Annotated in this window: 13 protein-coding genes; 4 read left to right on the forward strand and 9 right to left on the reverse strand. The window is 61.8% G+C overall.

The window, feature by feature from the left end; translation table 11 throughout:
• The first annotated feature begins 112 nt into the window (after window positions 1-112).
• On the forward strand, window positions 113-1,954 hold the full coding sequence (gene ilvD / locus ORL50_RS01245) for a dihydroxy-acid dehydratase (protein ID WP_027926529.1): 1,842 nt from the start codon (window positions 113-115) through the stop codon (window positions 1,952-1,954).
• A 164-nt stretch (window positions 1,955-2,118) separates the two neighbouring features.
• Here ilvD and ORL50_RS01250 read toward each other — a convergent pair whose 3' ends face one another.
• On the reverse strand, window positions 2,119-3,174 hold the full coding sequence (locus ORL50_RS01250) for an HAD family hydrolase (RefSeq protein ID WP_266009381.1): 1,056 nt from the start codon (window positions 3,172-3,174) through the stop codon (window positions 2,119-2,121).
• Window positions 3,175-3,414: 240 nt separating this feature from the next.
• On the opposite strand from ORL50_RS01250, the gene ORL50_RS01255 reads away from it, so the two are divergent.
• Complete coding sequence (locus ORL50_RS01255; RefSeq protein ID WP_266009382.1) at window positions 3,415-4,806, forward strand: L-cystine transporter; 1,392 nt, start codon at window positions 3,415-3,417, stop codon at window positions 4,804-4,806.
• A 90-nt stretch (window positions 4,807-4,896) separates the two neighbouring features.
• Here the strand turns inward: ORL50_RS01255 and ORL50_RS01260 are convergent, their stop codons facing one another.
• Window positions 4,897-5,409, reverse strand: coding sequence for a dihydrofolate reductase (locus ORL50_RS01260; RefSeq protein ID WP_266009383.1), 513 nt, complete (start codon window positions 5,407-5,409; stop codon window positions 4,897-4,899).
• Window positions 5,410-5,508: 99 nt separating this feature from the next.
• Here ORL50_RS01260 and ORL50_RS01265 point away from each other — a divergent pair, with 99 nt between their 5' ends.
• Together ORL50_RS01265 and ORL50_RS01270 are read left to right on the forward strand one after the other, a co-directional pair.
• Complete coding sequence (locus tag ORL50_RS01265) at window positions 5,509-6,879, forward strand: DUF2868 domain-containing protein (protein ID WP_266009384.1); 1,371 nt, start codon at window positions 5,509-5,511, stop codon at window positions 6,877-6,879.
• Window positions 6,872-8,248 (forward strand): GTPase/DUF3482 domain-containing protein, encoded by a 1,377-nt coding sequence (locus ORL50_RS01270; protein WP_266009385.1) that lies wholly within the window; start codon window positions 6,872-6,874, stop codon window positions 8,246-8,248. The genes ORL50_RS01265 and ORL50_RS01270 overlap by 8 nt, the downstream gene beginning before the upstream one ends.
• A 46-nt stretch (window positions 8,249-8,294) precedes the next feature.
• Here the strand turns inward: ORL50_RS01270 and ORL50_RS01275 are convergent, their stop codons facing one another.
• The 7 genes from ORL50_RS01275 to ORL50_RS01305 all read right to left on the reverse strand — a co-directional run bounded on the left by ORL50_RS01275 (window position 8,295) and on the right by ORL50_RS01305 (window position 17,369).
• Complete coding sequence (locus ORL50_RS01275; RefSeq protein ID WP_266009386.1) at window positions 8,295-8,855, reverse strand: phosphonate degradation HD-domain oxygenase; 561 nt, start codon at window positions 8,853-8,855, stop codon at window positions 8,295-8,297.
• A 2-nt stretch (window positions 8,856-8,857) separates the two neighbouring features.
• Window positions 8,858-9,988: a TIGR03364 family FAD-dependent oxidoreductase gene (locus tag ORL50_RS01280; RefSeq protein ID WP_266009387.1), complete on the reverse strand. Its 1,131-nt coding sequence runs from the start codon at window positions 9,986-9,988 to the stop codon at window positions 8,858-8,860.
• A 127-nt stretch (window positions 9,989-10,115) separates the two neighbouring features.
• Window positions 10,116-11,141 carry a putative 2-aminoethylphosphonate ABC transporter substrate-binding protein gene (locus tag ORL50_RS01285; protein WP_266009388.1) on the reverse strand — a complete coding sequence of 342 codons (1,026 nt, stop codon included), beginning with the start codon at window positions 11,139-11,141 and terminating at the stop codon, window positions 10,116-10,118.
• A gap of 38 nt (window positions 11,142-11,179) precedes the next feature.
• A complete protein-coding gene (locus ORL50_RS01290; protein ID WP_266009389.1) occupies window positions 11,180-12,904 on the reverse strand; it encodes a putative 2-aminoethylphosphonate ABC transporter permease subunit in 1,725 nt (574 codons plus the stop codon).
• A complete protein-coding gene (locus ORL50_RS01295) occupies window positions 12,904-13,980 on the reverse strand; it encodes a putative 2-aminoethylphosphonate ABC transporter ATP-binding protein (RefSeq protein WP_266009390.1) in 1,077 nt (358 codons plus the stop codon). Before ORL50_RS01295 ends, ORL50_RS01290 begins: the two co-directional genes overlap by 1 nt.
• A 229-nt stretch (window positions 13,981-14,209) precedes the next feature.
• A complete protein-coding gene (locus ORL50_RS01300; protein ID WP_266009391.1) occupies window positions 14,210-15,073 on the reverse strand; it encodes a LysR family transcriptional regulator in 864 nt (287 codons plus the stop codon).
• A gap of 16 nt (window positions 15,074-15,089) precedes the next feature.
• Window positions 15,090-17,369, reverse strand: coding sequence for a heavy metal translocating P-type ATPase (locus ORL50_RS01305; protein ID WP_266009392.1), 2,280 nt, complete (start codon window positions 17,367-17,369; stop codon window positions 15,090-15,092).
• Window positions 17,370-17,411 lie beyond the last annotated feature (42 nt).

Genomic DNA, 17,411 nt, shown 5'->3' on the forward strand with positions numbered 1-17,411 from the left:
GATCCCGCAAACTTATCGGCAACTTCCGGACACACGGCCATTTCTGAGTGTTCCAGACGTCAATAGAAGCTCACTTCCCTTTTGATACCTGATTAGCCGCCCGGAGTGCTTCATGCCTGATTACCGCTCGAAAACATCCACCCACGGCCGCAACATGGCCGGTGCCCGCGCTCTGTGGCGCGCCACGGGGATGAAAGATGACGACTTCAAAAAGCCGATCATCGCCATTGCCAACTCCTTCACCCAGTTCGTACCGGGCCACGTCCACCTCAAGGACCTGGGTCAACTGGTCGCCCGCGAGATCGAACGCGCTGGCGGTGTGGCAAAAGAATTCAACACCATCGCCGTCGATGACGGCATCGCCATGGGCCACGACGGCATGCTCTATTCGCTGCCGAGCCGCGAGATCATCGCCGACTCCGTCGAGTACATGGTCAACGCCCACTGTGCCGACGCGATCGTCTGCATCTCCAACTGCGACAAGATCACCCCCGGCATGCTGATGGCCTCCCTGCGCCTGAACATCCCGGTGATCTTCGTCTCCGGCGGCCCGATGGAAGCCGGCAAGACCAAGCTGGCCAGCCACGGTCTCGACCTCGTCGACGCCATGGTCATCGCCGCCGACTCCAGCGCTTCTGACGAGAAAGTTGCTGAGTACGAGCGCAGCGCCTGCCCGACTTGCGGTTCGTGCTCCGGCATGTTCACCGCCAACTCGATGAACTGCCTGGTAGAAGCCCTGGGCCTGGCATTGCCCGGCAACGGTTCGACCCTCGCCACCCACAGCGACCGCGAACAGCTGTTCCTGCAGGCCGGCCGCACCATCGTCGAGCTGTGCAAGCGTTACTACACCGAGAACGACGAGTCGGTATTGCCGCGCAACATCGCCAACTTCAAGGCGTTCGAAAACGCCATGACCCTGGACATCGCCATGGGCGGTTCCACCAACACCATCCTGCACTTGCTGGCCGCCGCCCAGGAAGCCGAGATCGATTTCGACCTGCGCGACATCGACCGCCTTTCCCGCCACGTGCCGCAACTGTGCAAAGTCGCGCCAAACATCCAGAAGTACCACATGGAAGACGTGCACCGCGCCGGCGGGATCTTCAGCATCCTCGGCTCCCTGGCCCGTGGCGGCCTGTTGCACACCGACCTGCCAACCGTACACAGCAAGACCCTGGCCGAAGGCATTGCCAAGTGGGACATCACCCAGACTGACGACGAAGCGGTGCATCACTTCTTCAAGGCCGGCCCTGCAGGTATCCCGACGCAAACCGCGTTCAGCCAGTCGACCCGTTGGGAAACCCTCGACGACGACCGTGAAAACGGCTGCATCCGCAGTGTCGAGCACGCCTACTCGAAAGAAGGCGGCCTGGCCGTTCTCTACGGCAACATCGCACTGGACGGCTGCGTGGTGAAAACCGCAGGCGTCGACGAGTCGATCCACGTGTTCGAAGGCAACGCGAAGATCTTCGAAAGCCAGGACAGCGCCGTGCGCGGCATCCTCGCGGACGAAGTGAAAGCCGGCGACATCGTGATCATCCGTTACGAAGGCCCGAAAGGCGGCCCGGGCATGCAGGAAATGCTCTATCCGACTTCGTACCTGAAATCCAAAGGCCTGGGCAAAGCCTGCGCCCTGCTCACCGATGGTCGTTTCTCCGGCGGCACCTCGGGCCTGTCCATCGGCCACGCTTCGCCGGAAGCGGCAGCGGGCGGCGCGATTGGCCTGGTGCAGGACGGCGACAAGGTGCTGATCGACATTCCGAACCGTTCGATCAACCTGTTGATCAGCGATGAAGAGATGGCCGGCCGGCGTGCCGAGCAGGATCAGAAAGGCTGGAAGCCGGTGGAAAAACGTCCCCGCAAGGTGACCACGGCACTGAAGGCCTATGCCCTGCTGGCGACCAGCGCTGACAAGGGTGCTGTGCGCAACAAGGCGATGCTCGACGGGCTGTAAGCGTCAGTCGCAACCATAAAAATGCCCCGCCAAGTGCGGGGCATTTTTTTTGCCTGACCGATTAATGGGTGGCCATCAGAACCCCATCGCGAGCAGGCTCACTCCTACAGGAGAATGCGTTCCAATGTAGGAGTGAGCCTGCTCGCGATGGCCACGACTCGGTCTTACTGGATTTCTTCTGGCTTCACGATCACCCAATTCTTGTCCGCCGTCACCGGCAACCCTTCCTTGGCCTGCGCCGCAGCGTGCTTAGCCATCATGCCGTTAATCTGGGTCATGTATTTGTCTTTGCGGTTGACCCACAAGTGAATGCCGCCCTTGGCCACGTCGACGCTGTGGAACAGCATGAAACCATCACTGGTGGGCGTATCACCACCGACCAACACCGGTTTTTTCCACTCATCGATGTACGTCAGGATCGCCGCCTGCTTGCCCGCCATCCAGGTCGCCGGAGTCCACAGGTACGGGGTCAACTCGAGGCCCAGGTTGGCTTTCTCGTCATACTTGCCGGCGGTGATCTGCTTGCGTGCGGTGGTCAGTTCGCCGGTCTTGGTGTCCTTGAGCAACAGGCTCACACCGATCACGTTCTGCGGCTTGACGTTGTAGCCATACTGCGGATCGGACGCGACCATGCGCACCAGCTCTTCCGAGGCAGCGGTCATCACATAGACCTCGATGCCGTTTTCCATCAGCTTGTTGTAGAGCTCTTTCTGCCCAGTGAAGATCTTCGGCGGATTGACGTCGAGCTTCTTCACCACGTCGCCTTCGTAGTAGGTGGCAGGCACCGGTTTGCCTGATGCCATCAACTCGTCGACATACCCCTTGAGCTCTTTGAGGGTGAAGCCGGAGAACACCTGCGCGACCCATGGGTAGCAGACCATGTCATCGAGTTCGCAGAGTCGATAGTAATAACTGAACAGGCTTTCCTTGTGCTCGGCGGTGTCTTTGAACGGGATCAGTTTCAGGGAGGGGTCGAGCTTGTCACGGGTGATCAGGCCCTTGTTTTCCATGAACGGCAGCAATGACTCTTCCAGATCGTAGCGGTAACTGGTGTTGTCCATGTCGAACACCGCGTAGTTACCTTTGTTGGCATTGGCGGCGATCATCGCATCCAATGCCTTGGCCTGATCGGCTGGCCAGTGTTTCAGATCCGTGGCGAGGGCCTGGCCAGCCAGGCCGAGGCAGAGTGCTGCTACCAGAAATTTCGGTGCAAGCTTCATCTTGGTTCTCCCTGATTCAAAGAGCTCGACGCTATCAAATTAATATGACAGTCCCCGCCTGCCTGCGACCGTCCGCGTCCCTATTGCGCCAGCTGCATTCCCGAGAGCGACACGCGCTTATTCCAAAAACGACAGTAACCATGCGTTTTTGATATTAATTCATTAGTTTTCAAGCTGTTAGGCTTGCCGGTTCGCAGCTGCCCCGCAAGGCAGCGGGCACAAGTCTTTATCGGAGTTTTCATGAATCTGCCGCTGACCCTCAATCTGCTGGTGTTCCTTGCCCTGCTATTCGGCCTGGCGCAAACCCGTCACTCCAACTGGAGCCTGGCGAAAAAAGTCCTGCTTGCGCTGACACTCGGCGTGGCATTCGGCGTGGCTTTGCACACCATTTATGGTGCTGGCAATCCGGTGCTGAAAGCCTCTATCGGCTGGTTCGATCTGGTGGGCAACGGCTACGTGCAACTGCTGCAGATGATCGTGATCCCGCTGGTATTCGCCTCGATACTCAGCGCCGTGGCGCGCCTGCACAACGCCTCGTCACTGGGCAAGATCAGCTTCCTGACCATCGGCACGCTGCTGTTCACCACCGCTATCGCCGCGTTGATCGGTATCGGCCTGACCAACCTGTTCGGCCTGACCGCGGAAGGGCTGGTCGCCGGCACCCAGGAAATGGCTCGCCTGCAAACCATCCAGACCGACTACGCGGGCAAGGTCGCCGACCTCAATGTGCCGCAGTTGCTGTTGTCGTTCATCCCGCAAAACCCGTTCGCTGACCTGGCGCGCGCCAAGCCGACTTCGATCATCAGCGTGGTGATCTTCGCTGCGTTCCTCGGAGTTGCCGCCTTGCAACTGCTGAAGGATGACGTTGAAAAAGGTCAGAAAGTGATCAACGCCATCGATACCCTGCAAGCCTGGGTGATGCGCCTGGTGCGCCTGGTGATGAAGCTGACCCCTTACGGTGTGTTGGCGCTGATGACCAAAGTGGTCGCCGGTTCCAACCTGCAAGACATCATCAAGCTCGGCAGTTTTGTGGTGGTGTCCTACATCGGCCTCGGCCTGATGTTTGTGGTGCATGGCGTGCTGGTGTCGGCGGCCGGAATCAATCCGCTGCGCTTTTTCCGCAAGATCTGGCCCGTGCTGACGTTTGCCTTCACCAGCCGTTCGAGCGCTGCGACCATTCCGCTGAGCATCGAAGCCCAGACCAGCCGCCTGGGGATTCCGCAATCCATCGCCAGCTTCGCCGCCTCGTTTGGCGCGACCATTGGCCAGAACGGCTGTGCCGGCCTGTACCCGGCAATGTTGGCGGTGATGGTAGCGCCGACCGTGGGCATCAATCCGCTGGACCCACTGTGGATCGCGACGCTGGTGGCGATTGTGACCCTGAGTTCGGCTGGAGTGGCTGGGGTCGGCGGTGGTGCGACGTTCGCCGCACTGATCGTGTTGCCGGCGATGGGCTTGCCGGTATCACTGGTAGCGCTGCTGATTTCCGTGGAGCCGCTGATCGATATGGGCCGCACAGCGTTGAACGTGAGCGGTTCGATTGCAGCGGGCGCGGTGACCAGCCAGATCATGCAGCAAACGGATAAAGAGTTGCTGGATGCGGATGAGCATTCGGCGTTGGCTCAGGCTTAAGAGCAGCCGCCAAGATCAAAAGATCGCAGGCTTCGCCAGCTCCTACAGGTGTTCACCGATCCCGTAGGAGCTGCCGCAGGCTGCGATCTTTTAGGCTCTCTGCCAAACCTCGAAGCTGTACGCCGGCTTATCGCCTTCGGCAGCAGTTGGCACGTTCGACACCAGCTTCCACTGCCCCAGATCAAACTCCGGAAACCACGCATCCCCTTCAGGGCTCAGCGCCACACGGGTCAGATACAACCGATCCGCCTGTGCCATGCCCTGCGCATACAACTGCGCCCCGCCAATCAACATCAGCTCATCCACACCCTGCTCGTTCGCCCATTCCTGCGCCCGCACCACTGCTGCCTCCAGCGACGGATACACCTCCGCGCCTTCCAACTGCAGGCCAGCCTGGCGGCTGACGACGATATTCAAGCGTCCCGGCAGCGGACGACCCAGGGAATCCCAGGTCTTGCGCCCCATGATGATCGGCTTGCCCAGGGTGGTGGCCTTGAAGTATTTGAAGTCCCCCGGCAAGTGCCAGGGCATGCTGTTGTCGACGCCGATCACACGGTTTTCACCGAGGGCTGCAATCAGGCTGAGAGGGAGTGATTTAGTCATGTCGGCGAGGATACCAGAGCGCCAGCTTCTCGCAACGTAGCCCCCCGACAAGCGCTACAGCGGTTATGCTCACGGCTCAATTGAGCGACGGGATGCCGCGTGACTGAACTGACTAACCTCTGGCTGACGGAAACCATCCGCCTGCGTGAAGAACACGCCGGGGCCCTGGATGATCTGGAAGCCAACCGAATTGCCCGCAGCGCGGGCGGCGATCTGCCGGCACGGATTCAACGCCGAGCGCTGTGGCTGGCCGAACGCGACGGGCTGAGCAGCGCGCTGAGCCATTGGCTGCAAGGTGCGCGACTGGCGCTGATCGCCCTCGCCGTACTGGCAATCATCAGCGGCGCCGGCCTGGCGTTTGCCGCGCTGGGCGACGGACAGAACCCGGTCAATGTGTTCTGGGCCTTGGGCAGCCTGCTCGGGCTGAATTTGATTTTATTGCTGAGCTGGGCGCTCGGCCTGATGTTCGCCGGCGAACACGGCGCCAGCCTCGGCCGCTTGTGGCTGTGGCTCAGCGAAAAACTCGCCCGGGACGCCAAGGCCGCGCAACTGCCGCCGGCGTTACTGTTGCTGCTGCAACGGCAGAAACTCAATCGCTGGGTGATTGGCGTGCTGGTCAACGGCCTGTGGTTGCTGGCCATGCTCAGCGCACTGGTGATGTTGCTGACCTTGATGGCGACTCGGCGTTACGGCTTCGTCTGGGAGACCACCCTGCTCAGCGCTGACACCTTCGTCGCCATGACCCAAGCCTTGGGCGCCCTGCCCGCCTTGCTCGGCTTCAACATTCCAACGGTCGAGATGATCCGCGCCAGTGGCGATGCGGCGCTTAACATTGAAAGCGCCCGGCAAGCCTGGGCCACCTGGCTGGTTGGCGTGCTGGTGGTCTACGGAGTTTTCCCGCGCCTGCTGCTGGCACTGCTCTGCCTGTGGCGCTGGAAAAGCGGCCAGGCACATTTGCGCCTGGACCTGAACCTGCCCGGCTACGCGCAGTTGCGCGAAAGGCTGATGCCCAGCAGCGAAAGACTGGGCATCAGCGATGCCGCGCCCGAGCAGTTGCATCAAGTGCAAAGCCACACCAGCGACTTGCAAAGCGCGGGCGCGTTGCTGGTCGCCATCGAGCTGGATGATCAACGTCCGTGGCCGCCACAGTTGCCGAAGAATGTCAGCGACGCCGGGATTCTCGACAGTCGTGAATCGCGGCACAAACTCCTCGAACAACTCAGCCGGTTTCCACCTGCACGCCTGGCCATCGCCTGCGACCCACGGCGCTCGCCTGATCGCGGCAGCCTGGCGTTGATTGCGGAGCTGGCACGCAACGCCAGCGCCACTCGAGTCTGGTTGCTGCAGGCACCACCTGGCGAGGCGCTGGATGCCGAGCGCCTGGGCGATTGGCATGTGGCGTTGCAACAATTGGAACTGCCGTTCGCCGACAGTGCGCCATTGAACTGGCTGGAGAACGGGCATGACTGACTCACGGCAACATCCGCTCAAACTGGCCGTGGTGGGCCACACCAACGTCGGCAAAACCTCGTTGCTGCGAACCCTGACACGGGATGTGGGATTCGGCGAAGTGTCTCACCGGCCCAGCACCACCCGCCATGTCGAAGGTGCGCGCCTGTCGGTGGACGGCGAGCCGCTGCTCGACCTGTTCGACACCCCGGGCCTGGAAGATGCCATCGCCCTGCTCGACTATCTTGAACGCCTGGAGCGCCCCGGCGAACGCCTCGATGGCCCGGCGCGGCTCGCTCGCTTCCTGGAAGGCAGCGAGGCCCGGCAGCGTTTCGAGCAGGAAGCCAAAGTGCTGCGCCAGCTGCTCACCTGCGATGCAGGGCTGTATGTAATTGACGCTCGCGAACCGGTGTTATCCAAATACCGCGACGAGCTGGAAGTGCTGGCCAGCTGCGGCAAGCCCTTGTTGCCGGTGTTGAATTTTGTCAGCAGCGCCAACCATCGCGAACCGGACTGGCGCGAAGCATTGGCGCGATTAGGCCTGCACGCCCTGGTGCGTTTCGACAGCGTCGCGCCACCGGAAGATGGCGAACGCCGACTGTACGAAAGCCTGGCCCTGCTGTTGGAAAACGCCCGGCCGCAACTGGAACGCCTGATCGCCGATCAGCAAGCCCAGCGCCTGGCCCGCCAGCAAAGTGCTGCGCGATTGATTGCCGAATTATTGATCGACTGCGCCGCGTGCCGACGCAGCGTGGTCGCCGAGGCCGAGCAGGAACAACAGGCGATCAGCGAACTGCGCAAGGCCGTGCGCCAGCGGGAACAGCGCTGCGTCGAAGCCCTGCTCAAGCTCTACGCGTTTCGTCCGCAGGATGCCGCAGCCAGCGACTTGCCATTGCTCGATGGGCGTTGGGGCGACGACCTGTTCAATCCTGAAACCCTCAAACAACTGGGAGTGCGAGTGGGCGGCGGCATCGCAGCCGGCGCAGCCGCCGGGGCCGGGGTGGATCTGCTGGTCGGTGGTCTGACACTGGGCGCTGCCGCACTGGCGGGCGCCATTGCCGGCGGCGCCCTGCAAACCGCGCGCAGTTACGGCAGCCGTCTGCTGGGCAAGATCAAGGGCCAGCGCGAACTGACCGTCGACGACAGCGTGCTGCGCCTGTTGGCCTTGCGCCAGCGCCAACTGTTGCTGGCGCTGAATGCTCGCGGGCATGCCGCGCTGGAGAGCATCCAGGTCGCCACGCCCCAGGACAAGACCTGGCGCGAAGGCAAGTTGCCGGAAGCGCTGAACAAAGCCCGGGCGTATCCGCAATGGTCTTCGCTCAATCCCCATGCAAAGTTGAATCAGGCGGAGCGCCAGGAGCAGATTGAAGTGTTGGCGCAGCAGCTTTAGATCTCGGTGTCCTGTGCTGGCGAAGGGTGCGGCGCGGTCTCGAAACTTAGGACACCAGCAATCGCAACGCCTTCGCCCGCAACACCGCTAAATCAATAATCGGCATATCCATCTCCTTGGCCAACTCATCCCACTGCCGCATCCGCAGGCTGATCGCGCACAACGGATCACACTCGAAATCTTCAGCCTCTACCTCGGTCATCACCCCACCCTGATACTCCAGGGTGCGGCGACTGGCTTCACTCAATCGCTCGTAGTACCCAGGCTCCCTGAGCGTCAGATACCGCTTGGCCTGAACGTGATACTCCACCAGCCGCGCCAAGCGTTCGCTGAAGCCAGCGCGCCGCAGATAATCGGCACCCAGGCGCTCATGGCTGACCACGCCAAACCCACCCATATTGCCGACGCCGTCGGCATCGCAGATATGCCCGATGTCATGGAAGAACGCCGCCAGCACCACCTCATCATCGAAGCCTTCGGCCATCGCCAATTGCGCAGCCTGGGACATATGTTCGATCTGCGACACCGGCTCGCCGATGTAGGCGCTGGCGCCGTAATGCTCGTACAGCGCAAACACCTCGTCGATCACTTGCTCAACGCGATCCATGGTCATTCTCCGAGCAAGGCCGCCACATTGCGTTCGGCCATGGCGGGCCCGACACTCATGCCTACTCCGCTGTGCATCAACGCTGCGCTCACCCCCGATGCCGGACGCAGGAACGAAAAGGGGGCTGGCCCGCGCGCGCCATAGACGCCCTGCCAACGCTCCACCACCTGGATCTTGCAGCCCAGCGTCTGCTCGGCGAGTTCGATCATGTAGTCGTCCACCTGCTCGGCATTGAATGGCGAGGCATCGCTGCCGTAGTGGTGCGAATCACCAATGATCAATTCGCCATAAGGCGTCGGGCTGATCAACAGGTGAATGCCGTTTTCATGCAGGTGAGGTGTTTCGCGCAGGATCTGCGCCTGTACCGCCTTTGCTTCGGGTAGGTCGGCAAAGGCGCCGTAGTGCACGCAACTCAGCCCGGTGAGCAGCGCATGCTGCAGGTTCAGATTGACCTGCGGGCGCGCCCGCAGCATCTGCAGGCGGCAGATTTGCGGGTTGAGCTCGGCAATGGGCGCGGCCAGCAAGGTCTGATAATCGTGGCCGGAGCAGACGATGATCTGCGCGGCCGTGAAGGTTCCCGCGGTACTGTGCAAGCGACCGGGTTCGATCTCGCGAACCAAGGTCGAGAAGTGAAACTCGACGCCGAGCTCGCGTCGCAGGTAGTCGATCAATCCCGGGATGGCTTCCCGGGAATACAACTGCTGATCCTCCAGGCCATGCAGGGCAGCCCGGTGATGGCGGAATTGGCCGTTGTACAAGTCGCGTAAGGCTGCGCCGCGCAGCAGGTCGACGCGGTAATCGTGCTCCAGGGCGCGACCGGCGCAGAAGGCTTCGAGCAATTCTTCTTCGGCTTCCGTGCGGGCGAACAGGTAGGAGCCGTTACGCTTGAGCTGCAGGCCGGCCAGTTGCGCCCATTGCCCCCAGATATCCCGGCTGGCCTTGGCCAGTTCGAGCATCGGGCCAGGTGGCTGGCCGGTGACCAGGGCCTGGCCAAAGTTGCGCACCGAGGCGCCCAGGGGTGTTTCGCTGCGTTCGAAAACGCGCACCTTGAGCCCGCGCCTGGCGGCGGCGTAGGCGTGGGACAGGCCGAGGATGCCGGCGCCTATAATCAGCATGTCGTTGTGTTGGGTCATGGGGATTTTCCAAAGTTCGAAACCGCCTTCGCGAGCAAGCCCGCTCCCACAGGGGATCCATGTCGATCATAAATCCAATGTGGGAGCGGGCTTGCTCGCGAAGGGGCCCTGTCAGCCGATAGAGATCTTACTTGGCAGCCACTTTCTCGGACTTGCCGTCATACCGCTTACGCCACTCGGCCAAAATCTCATCGCGATTCTTCGACGCCCAGGCAAAATCGTTCTTGATCAACCGCTGCTCGTAATCCGCCGGCAGCTCGGTCTGCGGCTTGGCGATTCCCGGCTGAGCCAGCACCGCGAAGTTCTCTTTATAAAGCTCCATTGCCGCCGGGCTTGCGGAGAAATCAGCCAGCTTCTTCGCCGCCTCTTCGTGCTGCGAGCCCTTGATCAGCGCAGTGGCTTCGATCTCCCAGCCCAGGCCTTCCTTCGGCAGGATGATGTCCAGCGGCGCACCCTGGCGCTTCAACTGAACGGCTGGGTATTCAAAAGAAATGCCGATCGGGAACTCACCGGACGCTGCCAGTTTGCATGGCTTGGAACCGGAGTGGACGTACTGGCCGATGTTCTGGTGCAGGTCGTCCATGTACTGCCAGCCCTGCTTCTCGCCGAAGGTTTGCAGCCAGGCGCTGACGTCGAGGAAACCAGTACCGGACGAAGCCGGATTGGGCATCACGATCTTGCCCTTGTACTCAGGCTTGGTCAGGTCCTGCCAGCTGACGGGCTTGGTCAGGCCCTGCTTCTCGGCCTCGACGGTGTTGAAGCAGATGGTCGCGGCCCACACGTCCATACCAACCCAGGCTGGCGGGTTTGCCGCGTCGCGGTAGTTGCCGCCGATCTTGCCCAGGTCCTTCGGTGCGTAACTCTGCAGCATGCCTTGCTGGTCGAGAATCGCCAGGCTCGACGCGGCCAGGCCCCAGACGGCATCAGCCTGCGGGCGGGCTTTTTCGGCCAGCAGCTTGGCGGTAATGATGCCGGTGGAGTCGCGCACCCACTTGATCTCGACGTCCGGGTTGGCTTTCTCGAACGCTTCTTTGTAAGTCTTGAGCTGTTCAGCTTCGAGGGCGGTATACACCGTCAACTCGGTTTTCGCCGCAAAGGCGTTCAGGCTGAAAGCGGTGAGGACAGCAGCGGCCAGGGCCAGGGGCTTGAACATGATCTTTTCCTGTTGAGTTGAGGTTGCGGGAGTGGAAATCAATTGCCGGGCGCGATCTGCCGCCAGGCCTGGGAGCGGCGCAGCAATCCGCGCGAAGCCCAGGCCAGCAGCAGGGACACGCCCGCCGAGGTGAACAGAATCAGGGTCGACATCGCCGCCGCGCCGCCGACGTTGCCGGCGTCATCCATGTTCAGCACCGCCACCGCCGCGAGGATGGTGTCGGGGCTGTACAGGAAGATCGCTGCCGAGACGGTGGTCATGGCCGAGACGAACAGGTAGCGCACGATGTCGAGCAGCGCCGGCAGGCAAATCGGCACGGTGACCCGCAGGTAGTGCCGATACAGCGGCGCCTTGAGCGACAGCGCAGCGGCTTCGAACTCGGCGTCGAGCTGGCGCAGGGCCGTGGTCGCGGTCATTTGCGCGGTGGTCAGATAGTGAGCAATGGTGCAGACCACCAGCAGGGTCATGGTCCCGTACAGCACATGCAGCGGGTTGCCAGTGAGGTTGAAGAAGAAGACGTAACCCAGGCCCAGCACCAGGCCCGGCACCGCCATCGGCACAAAACTGAGCATGCGCAGGGCCAGGTTCAGGCCGCGCTGCCCCTTGGTTTTTTCCATCAGGTAGGCGCCGGTGAAGATCAGCACGCTGCCGATCAGCGCCGTGCACAAGGCCATCTTCACGCTGTTGCCATAGGCCAGCCAGCCTCCGCCTGCGGTGTCATTGAACTGATAATGGTTGAGCGACAGCGACAGGTTGTACGGCCAGAATTTCACCAGCGACGAGAACACCGCCATACCAAAGACCAGTAGTAGCACCGCGCAGATCAACATCACGATCGCCAGGTAGCAGCTGTCTCGCCGTCTCGACGGCAGCGGTTTGAACACTTGGGCCCGGCCGCTCATGGAGTCACCGTGACGGCGACGCAACCAGGCGTCGACGCCGAAACTGAACACTGCCGGCAGCAGCAGGACCATGCCGATCAGCGCGCCCCGACCGAACTGTTGCTGGCCGACTACCGCTTTGTAAGCTTCCAGCGCCAACACTTGATAATCGCCGCCGACCACCACGGGCACGCCGAAGTCGGTAATGGTCAGGGTGAACACCAGGCAGAACGCCGCGAACACGGCTTGACGCGTGGCCGGCCAGGTGATGCTGCGGAAGGCTTTCGCCGGGCTGGCGCCCATGCTGGAGGCAGCGTCGAACAGGCGCGCATCTGCCAGGGATAAGGCAGATAGCAGAATCATCAGGGCATGGGGAAAGGTGTAGATGACCTCGCCGAGCACGATGCCCCAGAAACCGTAGATATTGTCCGAAAGCAGCCCGCGCAACATGCCCTGGTTACCAAACAGATAGACCAGTGCGATACCCGGCAGCATCGAGGGCGCCATCAGCGGCAACAGGGAAATACCCCGCCAGATGCCTTTGCCTGGAATCAGCGTGCGTTGCAGAGCGTAGGCAAACAGGTAGGCCAGCGGTACGACAATCGCCGCAACGCTGAGGGAAACCTTCAAGCTGTTGCCCAACAGCCAGTGGAAGTTCGCACTGCTCACCAGCTCGCGCGCAGCGACCAGACCGCCGCCCTGCCCGGCCTCGGAGCTGAACCCGCGCCAGAAGATCGTCAGCAACGGCATCAATACCGCGATGCCGAGCAGGACCAGCAAAATCACTTTGCCGCCGACTACGAACAATCGATCACCGATTTCAGCTCGGGAAGTCTGTCGCACCTGCTTGCGCGGTAGCGGCAGCGCGATGTTTGCGCTCATCAGGCAAACACCTGCAAGCTGCGCGGCGGCAAGGCCACCATGATCTGCTGTGCGCCCAGGCGCGGCATGGCTTCAGGTGCCAGTTCGGCGAGCAGTGCATGGCCGGGCAATTGGTCCAGTTCGAAACTCATGCGGCAGCGGTTGCCGAGGAAAGTGATTTCGCGAACCTTGGCCGGGAACAGGTTTTCCTCATGCACCGGCGGGTTGACGTTGATTGCTTCGGGGCGGCAGAACAAACGGCCCGAGGCGGTTTTCGCGCTGCCTTCGGCCAGGCGCATGTTCATCCCGCCGACCTGGGCATGGCTGTCACTGCTACGGCTGAACGGCAGCCAGTTGCCCTGGCCGACGAACTCGGCGACAAAGGGCGTGGCCGGACGATCGTAGATTTCCTGCGGAGTGGCGTACTGCTCGACCTTGCCGTTGTTCATCACGGCAATGCGGTCGGCCATCAGCATGGCTTCGTCCTGATTGTGCGTGACCATCAGGGTCGTGATCCCGAGATTGCGCTGCAGCTGGCGCAGTTCGGTGCACAAATGCTCGCGAACCCGCGCATCGAGGGCCGACATCGGTTCATCCAGCAGCAGCAGCGAAGGTGCCGGCGCTAACGCCCGCGCCAGAGCCACGCGCTGCTGCTGGCCACCGGACAACTGGCCGGGGTATTTCTTCTCGCTGCCGATCAGGCCGACCAGTTCCAACATCTGCCCTACGCGCTTGCGCACTTCATCGCGACCACTGCCTGCGAGGCCGTAGGCAATATTGGCTTCGACGGTGAGATTGGGGAACAGCGCGTAGGACTGGAACAGAATTCCGTAGTCCCGGGCCTGGGGAGCCAAGTGGGAGACGTCACGATCGCCGAGGTACAGCTCGCCGCTGTCCTGTTTTTCGAGGCCGGCGATGCAGCGCAACAAGGTGGTCTTGCCGCAGCCCGACGGACCCAGCAGGCAAACCAGTTCACCCGCTGCCACGTCGAGGGAAACGTTATCCAGCGCAGTGAACGCGCCGAAGCGTTTCTGCACGCCGCGCACTTTCATCGGGGCGCCGGGGTTGGTCAGGGCAGTTGCGATCGAGTGGTTCATGGACAGGCCTCATCAAGCAGATGAGTGCCATCCTAGGGATGTAATGCGTACGTCATGTGGCAGTGAGGCAAAAACGGCCGATAGTGGTATTCAGGGATTTGGGTTGAGCCTTCAAGACAGATGTTGCCTGGACTGGCGCCATCGCGAGCAGGCTCACTCCTACAGGGGAACGCGGTTAACTGTAGGAGTGAGCCTGCTCGCGATGAGGCCCTCATTGCCGATCAAGATTTCAGGCAGGGGCCATTTCCTGCGCCAACCCCAGAAACGCCGCCGGCAATCGCGCGCCCTTGCGCTCTTTCAGGCAATACAGGTACTCGGGGATCTGCGGCGCATTCTCGATGGTCAACACCCGCAGCTGTGGATCATGAGGCACTTCCTGCCGGGCAATGATGCTGATGCCGATGTTGCGCAGCACCGCTTCGCGGATCGATTCCCGGCTGCCTATCTCCAGCAGCGGGCCGAAACCCACACCGGCACTGGCCAGCAGTTCTTCAGTCATCCGCCGGGTAGTCGAGCCCGACTCGCGCATCAACAGGGTATGCCCGGACAGCGCGCTGAGCGGCACATGCTCGTGCACGGCCAGCGGATGATTGCGATGCACCGCCAGCACCAGTGGATCGGTGCCGAGCACCCGGCGTATCAGTCGCGCATCATCCAGCAGCTGCGAGGACGCAGCGACATCAACGCGGTACTCCTCCAGCGCCTCCAGCACCTGCTGCGAGTTGCCGATCTCCACCGATACTTCAACCTGCGGCAGGCGCTCGCGGAAGGTTTTCACCAGGTCGAGAATGTAATAAGGCGCGGTGGCCGCGATGCGCAACGTGCCTTGGACCTGGCCACTGTTGCGCAGGAAAAACTCGATGTCCGCCTCCTGCTGCATCAGGGCCTTGACCATCGGCAGCAGCCGCGCCCCTTCATCGCTGACAGTCAGGCGGCGGCCACCGCGATAGAACAGTTCCACCGAGTACTGGCTTTCCAGATTGCGAATCTGCGTGGTCACCGTAGGCTGGCTAAGGCCAAGCTTTTTCGCCGCCTGGGTAATGCTGCCCAGGCGGGCAACCATATAAAACGCCTTCAGCTCGGCACTCAGCACACCCGCTCCTCATCGCTTATTTGCGCAACAGGCGCAAACCATTGAACACCACCAACAGGCTGACGCCCATGTCGGCGAACACCGCCATCCACATGGTGGCGATCCCGGCGAAGGTTACCCCAAGAAAGATCGCCTTGATCACCAACGCGAGCGCAATGTTCTGCTTGAGGATGCTCGAAGTCTGCCGCGACAGGCGAATGAACGCGGGTATCTTGCGCAGATCGTCGTCCATCAGGGCGACATCCGCTGTCTCGATGGCAGTATCGGTACCAGCAGCCGCCATGGCGAAACCGATTTCCGCCCGGGCCAGCGCCGGGGCATCGTTGATGCCATCGCCGACCATGCCGACCCGATGACCCTGTGCATAAAGTGCTTCGATGGCCTGCAGCTTGTCAGTCGGCAGCAGATCACCGCGAGCTTCGTCAATGCCCACTTGTGCGGCAATCGCCTGCGCGGTGTGGACGTTGTCGCCAGTGAGCATCAAGGTCTTGATGCCCAGCGCATGCAGCTGCTCGATCGCTTCGCGGCTGGACTCCTTCACCGTGTCGGCTACGGCGAACAACGCCAGCGGGCCGGACGCAGCGAGCAACAGCACCACTGACTTGCCCTGCTTTTCCAGGGCGAACAGCTTTTCCTCCAGTTCGGGCGAACACAGGCCCAACTCTTCCACCAGCCGATGGTTGCCCAGGTGGTAAGTCTGCCCATTGATATCCCCGCGCACTCCCCTACCGGCCAGGGCTGCAAAGTTATCCACAACCAGCGGCGCCGTTTGTTTATCCACAGCCGCATTGGCAATCGCCAATGACACCGGATGGTCCGAGCGACCGGCCAGCGCCGCCGCAATGGCCGGGGACGCCGCATCAGCGGTCGGATCGAGTGACAGGTAATCGGTCTGCACCGGCTCGCCATGGGTGATCGTCCCGGTCTTGTCCAGGGCCAGGTAGTCAAGCTTGTAGCCACCCTCCAGGTAAGTCCCACCCTTCACCAGAATCCCTTTGCGCGCCGCCGCGGCGAGGCCGCTGACAATGGTTACCGGCGTAGAAATCACCAGTGCACAAGGGCAGGCAACCACCAGCAATACCAGCGCGCGGTAGATCCAGTCGAACCACACTGCGCCCATGAACAGCGGCGGAATCACCGCGACGGCCAGGGCCAGGGCAAACACCGCCGGGGTGTAGATTTTCGAGAACTGGTCGACAAACCGCTGGGTCGGCGCCCGTGCCCCTTGGGCCTGCTCGACCGCATGGATAATCCGCGCGAGCGTCGAGTTGTCGGCTGCAGCGGTGACCGTATACTCCAGCGAACCGGCCTGGTTGATGGTGCCTGCGAACACTTTGTCGCCGACGCCCTTTTCCACGGGCAGGCTCTCGCCGGTGATCGGAGCCTGGTCGATAGTCGAGTTGCCCGAGACTACCGAACCGTCCAGCCCAATCCGCTCGCCGGGACGCACCCGCACCCGCGCGCCCAGCTCAATGGCTTTGACATCCTGTGCCACCCAGCTGCCGTCGGCCTGCTGCACCGTGGCCTGTTCCGGCGTCATCTGCATCAGTCCGCTGATGGCGTTGCGCGCGCGATCCAGGGATTTCGCCTCGATCAACTCGGCTACGGTGAACAGGAACATCACCATCGCCGCTTCCGGCCACTGGCCGATCAGGATCGCGCCGGTCACCGCGATGCTCATTAGCGCGTTGATGTTCAGGTTGAGGTTCTTCAGGGCGATCCAGCCCTTTTTGTACGTGCCAAGACCGCCGCTGAGAATCGACACCAGTGCAACGACAGCCACCACCCAATCAGGTGCGGCGCTGGTGAAGTGAATCACTTCGGCTCCCAGCGCCGTCAGGCCGGAGAGTGCCAACGGCCACCAGTGTTTCTTCTGCGCGATTGGCGCGGGAGCTTCGACGCCCTGCTCCAGCGGCTCGGCCTGCATGCCGAGGGACTTGATGGCATCGATGATCGGCGCAGTGGTCGGCAGGTCGTGAGTCACCCCGAGCACACGGTTGATCAGATTGAACTCCAGCTGTTGCACACCCGCCAGTTTGCCGAGCTTGTTCTGGATCAGCGTCTGCTCGGTCGGGCAATCCATCGCGTCGATGCGAAAACTGCTCAGCCGCGCGCCGTCGGTCGGCGTTTCGCTCAACTTGACCAGGGACGGCGCCGCCGCTTTGGAAGCACAGCAGGAATCGCCATGGCTGCCATGGTCGTGCTTTTGCAGCGGCTGCAGCTTGGGGCCGTGATCGTGGGGATGGTCATGATCGTGATCATCGCCGGGTTTGTGGATGTGCAGGGAATCGCTCATTGGTTGCGTCCATGTAGGTGCCTGTTGCCAAGTAAAGACCCT

Origin of the sequence: Pseudomonas sp. RIT-562, from assembly GCF_026241895.1 — a bacterium.
Lineage (GTDB): Bacteria > Pseudomonadota > Gammaproteobacteria > Pseudomonadales > Pseudomonadaceae > Aquipseudomonas > Aquipseudomonas mandelii_F.